Origin of the sequence: Shewanella sp. SG44-6 (genome assembly GCF_014164185.1) — a bacterium.
Lineage (GTDB): Bacteria > Pseudomonadota > Gammaproteobacteria > Enterobacterales > Shewanellaceae > Shewanella > Shewanella vesiculosa.
The window spans coordinates 1-5,149 of sequence record NZ_JACJER010000204.1 but is presented as its reverse complement, the minus strand read 5'-3'; the positions used below and the strand labels follow the sequence as shown (position 1 = coordinate 5,149).

General features: G+C 43.8%; 4 protein-coding genes. All 4 read right to left on the bottom strand.

What is annotated here, in order from left to right:
- Nucleotides 1–138 precede the first annotated feature (138 nt).
- Entirely contained in the window at nucleotides 139–1,779 is a 1,641-nt protein-coding gene (panP, locus tag H5185_RS21145; protein WP_182743096.1) for a pyridoxal-dependent aspartate 1-decarboxylase PanP, read from the bottom strand.
- A gap of 369 nt (nucleotides 1,780–2,148) precedes the next feature.
- Nucleotides 2,149–3,318 (bottom strand): glycerate kinase, encoded by a 1,170-nt coding sequence (locus tag H5185_RS21140; protein ID WP_182743094.1) that lies wholly within the window; start codon nucleotides 3,316–3,318, stop codon nucleotides 2,149–2,151.
- Between the two features lie 20 nt (nucleotides 3,319–3,338).
- On the bottom strand, nucleotides 3,339–4,697 hold the full coding sequence (locus tag H5185_RS21135) for a GntP family permease (RefSeq protein WP_124016374.1): 1,359 nt from the start codon (nucleotides 4,695–4,697) through the stop codon (nucleotides 3,339–3,341).
- 130 nt (nucleotides 4,698–4,827) lie between these two features.
- Nucleotides 4,828–5,149 (bottom strand): CdaR family transcriptional regulator (locus H5185_RS21130; protein WP_182743092.1); only part of this gene is annotated, 322 nt, incomplete at its 5' end.

Below are 5,149 nucleotides of genomic sequence, written 5' to 3'. Positions count from 1 at the left end.
CCATGAGTACAAAAGTACAAAAGTACAAAAGTACAAAAGTACAAAGAAAACACCGGGATCCCGGCTTGAAAACACTGCCGGGATGACGAAAAGGTCGCTAACAAGCTATAAACATCGAAGTTATTATGAGTCTGTGCTCTACAACGCCAACAGCTGTGGTAAATATTCGCTGTCTAACGCGGCAATTTCGACTTGTTCGGTGAGCACATCATGCAATATTTGATGACTGGTCAACGGATTAGCGAGTACCACACGAAATACTGTGGTTTGTTGGCGTAAGTATTTTGCCGGTTTAATCCGTGTTCGTGACACAAATGATTTGCCTTGTTCACGTTGATGTTTTTGAATGAATTGAGTTAATCCATCCAGTAGTTCGTTGATTGTTGCAACTAACTCTGTGTCTTGATTCGATATGGCTGTTGTTAGTATTGCTTGTACCGATGCGGGGACGTAGCGATAGGTTAGTAAACATAACTCAGGCGCAGTGACTAATTCAAAATCCTTATGTTGCTCAATAATCGTTGCAAAATAACGGGCTTTTTCTAGGCTGTTATTAATGAGTATTTCATAGCCATCGCGACCAATTATCTGCAGGCAAGCGTGCACTAACATCGCCATACCTGGGCGCGAACCTTCCAGCGTTTGACTGCCTAAATCTTTTGAACCCACGCGTAAAATATATTCAGCATGATGCACAATGGCTTTGGCCAGTTCTGGGTCTTTAAATAGCACCATACCGGCGCCCATTGGCACGTACATTTGCTTATGGGCGTCGATCGTGACTGAGTCAGCTAGCTCGATGCCTTTTAGTAAGTGGCGATATTTGTTGGATAATAAACTGGCGCCGCCCCAAGCTGCATCGACATGAAAGTGGCAATTTAACTCGCAGGCTAAAGCGGCTAACTCAGTTAATGGATCGACATTACCGGTTTCGGTTGTGCCAGCCACGCCGACAATCGCCATCACTTTGATATTTTGTTGTGCCAGTTTAGCCGCGGTTGCACGCATGGCAGCAACATCGACTTTATGATGTTCATCCGTAGGGATACTAATGATGTTATCTCGGCCAATACCTAATAAATCGGCCGTTTTCCCTAATGAGTAATGACCCCGATCAGACACTAATATGGCAAGGTCATCATAACCATAAAATCGTAAAGCTTTGGTCATGCCTTCACGAGTAATACCTTTAAATTCGCCGCTAGGTTGCAATAATCGGTTTCGGGCTATCCACAGGGCGGTAATGTTGGCTACCGTGCCACCTGAACAAAATGCGCCTAGCGAATGATTTGCGCTGTGCATCCATTGGTCATAAAAGTCGTTTGATTGTTGATAAACCAAGTGGTGCATCATGCCTAATACCTGGCGCTCAAGAGGCGTAAAGGCTTTTGATGTTTCGATTTTAACCAAGTTTTGGTTCAGTCCCACCATCATCTTCGACAGCGGTAACACAAAATAAGGCAATGCTGATGTCATATGACCAATAAAACTCGGTGCAGCGGTATGAACTGAGTGCGCCACTAAATTTTGCATGATTTCGTCGGCATAATCAGAAACGAACTTAGGAACGGTGGGGATCTGATAAGCGTTAAAATCGGTTTCTATTTCTGATAGCGGCTTTTCCAGTGCGGCGATGCTGTTACCTAAAAACCCTGCAAGGTCTTGTGACAACTTCTGTTCAATAATGCTCAACGTCGAGGTTGAATCTTCAGGTGCGGTAAAAATACGCAGTAAGCTGTCTTCTGAAGCGTATGCTTGACGGGTGATTTTCGAGGTCATTTTGCTTGCCGTAATGATGAAAACTCCATCCTGTTAGCATTGACTGATGCATTACGATTAACGCTGCACCTTCAGGACGAAATGAGGGTGCTAACTTTACTGTATGGCTGGTTAGGCTTCAAGTATTTATCGTGTTAATGCTGATGGTTAGGGTAGAAAAAATACTGATGACTGCTTATCTGTTGTGGTCAGAATACCCTTGGTGATAATGCAGATGACATTGTAGTTATTGGTCTGCGCATGTGTGACTCGAGATCAATACTAGGTCATTCATCTAAAACGGATATCAATAGGGGAGCCCTATTGCGATAAATTTCATTAGCATTGTAAAGTCAGCATAAATATCAATTGATATTTATGCTGACAGGATTACTTTTTCACTAATGATAATGACAACATTGCCGCAATATTACGGGCGGTATTGGTGAGATTCACCTGTGCTTCAGACAACACTTGTTCTAATGGTTGTAGTGCCGGAATAATAGCGAAAATAGCGTGCATGCCTTCGGCTAAAATAGCATCTGCATTTGGGCCTAGGCATCCAGAAATGCCAATCACTGGGATATTGAGCTGTTTAGCGACATGTAATACGCCCATGGGGGTTTTACCAAACACAGTTTGACCATCAATACGACCTTCACCTGTGATGACTAAATCGGCATTGTGGCAATACTCTGCTAATTTTACACTGTTGGTGACAATATCGACCCCAGGTTTTAAGGAGGCATTTAATATTGTCATCACGCCAAACCCCATACCTCCAGCCGCGCCAGCCCCAGGGTGCAGTTGGCACTGAGTATCAACAGATTGATAAAGTTGTTGATTAACCGTGTGAGCAAAATGGCCTAGAGCATGATCGAGCTGTTCAATCATCTCGGTTGTGGCCCCTTTTTGTGGACCAAAAATCGCACTGGCACCGCGAGGACCACACAATGGGTTATCGACATCGCAAGCGACCTCAATAACACACTCTTTTATGGCAGGATGGCACGACTGAACATCAATATGATGCAATGCGGCAAGGGCTGCGCCACCAAAAGGCAGTGGCTCATTAGCCATATTGCTCAGTGTTACCCCTAATGCTTGCATCATTCCTGCGCCTGCATCATTGGTGGCACTGCCGCCTAAACCTAAGATAATATGACGGATGCCGCGATTTAACGCATCGGCAATTAATTCACCTGTGCCAAAGCTGGTGGTCAATAACGGATTGCGTTGATTGACGGGCACCAGATGTAGCCCTGATGCCGCTGCCATTTCAATCACTGCAGTTTGCTTGCCGTCTTCATCGAGTTGCCCCAACACACCGTAAAAAGCGTCAACAGGTAACCCCAGCGGGCCAGTAACAGTAAGATTAATGATTTGCCCTTGAGTAGCATCAACCATGGCTTGTACTGTACCTTCACCGCCGTCAGCCATCGGCACTTTGCAATATTGTGCATCAGGAAACACCTGTTTAAAGCCATCTTCAATGGCATTAGCCACTTCAAGGGCACTTAAGCTTTCTTTAAATGAATCTGGAGCAATAACGATTTTCATATAAGACTCTGAATAATAAATTACAGTAAAATTAAGCTCAGTAGATAAACGGTGATCATCGCCGTGATACCTTGAATTAATGTCGCCATGGTTTGCGCGCGGTAAGCTTGTTTGACGCTCATGCGGCTAAACTGAGTTACAACCCAGAAGAAACTGTCGTTGGCATGTGACACTGTCATTGCCCCTGCACCAATGGCCATAACGGTAAGAACGCGGCCCATTTCTGAGGCTAAGCCTATATCGCCTAACAATGGTGCCACTAAGGCCGAGGTGGCGACTAAGGCAACGGTTGATGATCCTTGTGCCGATTTGAGCGCGGCCGCGACGATAAATGGCATAAAAATACCCACGCCCAATGCCGATAAACTGCTACCCAAAAATGCACCAATTTCAGTGGCTTTTAACACCGCACCGAAGGCTCCACCAGCACCGGTGATCAATAGAATTGGCGCCGAAACCACTAAGCCTTGGCTAATACGCTCACTAAATTCTTTAACTTTTTCAGTCCCTTTAAGTAAAAATAATGATAAAAATAAGCCAATCATTAAGGCGTTTACCGGTTGGCCTAAAAAGACTAATAAATCGAATAAACCTTGTTCACCAAGCGGTTTTGAAGGGAAATTGGCAATAGAACCTAAACAAATGAAGATAATAGGCACAAAAATTGGCGCAAAGGCTTTTAGCGGGCTAGGTAATTCGCCGTATGCCTTTTTCAGATCGTCAAAGTCTGGTAGTTGTGCATTAAGTTCTTCAGCCCCTTCGCCGTCAGGTTGTTCGTTAGCAAAACGGTTGGCCCATAACATACCTGCAAAAGCGGCAATCGCGGCAACAAACACACCGACGGCAATAACTAACCCTAGTTGTGATTCAAGGCCTAAGTTACCAGCAGCTGCAATAGGGCCTGGCGTTGGCGGTACAAAGGTATGAGTGGCATATAACCCAGTTGCTAGGGCGACACTCATGGCAACCTGAGACACTTTCATGCGGTTAGCCATTGATTGCTTTAATGAGTTTAAAATCACAAACCCTGAATCACAAAACACAGGGATAGACACCAAATAGCCAATCATTGACATGGTTAAGGTTGGAAAGCGTTGACCAAACAATTTAATGACAACATCTGCCATGGTGATTGCTGCGCCGCTTTTTTCAAGGATAGTGCCAATAATTGTTCCTAATACAATGACTAGGCCTATATAACCTAAAATTCCACCAAAACCACCTGTGATGGTTTTAGCGATTTCGTTACTGGGTAAGCCATAAGCAAATGCGGTGAGAAACGACGCTAAGATAAGGGTTAAAAAAGGGTGAAGTTTGAATCTGGAGGTGGCGATGACGATGAAGGCGATCACGCCGAGTAAGATCAAGATTAGTCCCATAGAGTACTCGTTATTTATTGTTATTGGAGTGGTTTAGTTATTCATCATAGTAAACCTTTAGTGATAAATTACTTTGTTCATCCGCACTAATAACAATGCTCAAATAGACTATTTTTGTACTAATGCACAACTAAGCGCTGGGCTGGTGGATGAGCTGACCTAAATACAAACTCAGTAATCCATTAAAGCTGTGCAAATCAATATTGGTGATGGTTTGAATTTTATCTAATCGATAACGTAATGTGTTTCTATGGATAAATAGACTGTTAGCACAGGTTTGTATATCACCCATATGTTCAAGATACGCGGCGAGTGTTTTTTGTAATTGTTGGTTTTTATCTACTTCAATCAGTTTCATATAGGGACTTGCCAGTGCGTTACCGCGCCAGTGATGACGTAAGCCGGATAACAGCACCTGTAAGCTGTAATCTTGGTATAAATATTTGCTTTTT

Coding starts and splice junctions, on each gene's coding strand:
- panP (WP_182743096.1), bottom strand. CDS start 1,779: ATGACCTCGAAAATCACCCGTCAAGCATACGCTTCAGAAGACAGCTTA.
- H5185_RS21140 (WP_182743094.1), bottom strand. CDS start 3,318: ATGAAAATCGTTATTGCTCCAGATTCATTTAAAGAAAGCTTAAGTGCC.
- H5185_RS21135 (WP_124016374.1), bottom strand. CDS start 4,697: ATGGGACTAATCTTGATCTTACTCGGCGTGATCGCCTTCATCGTCATC.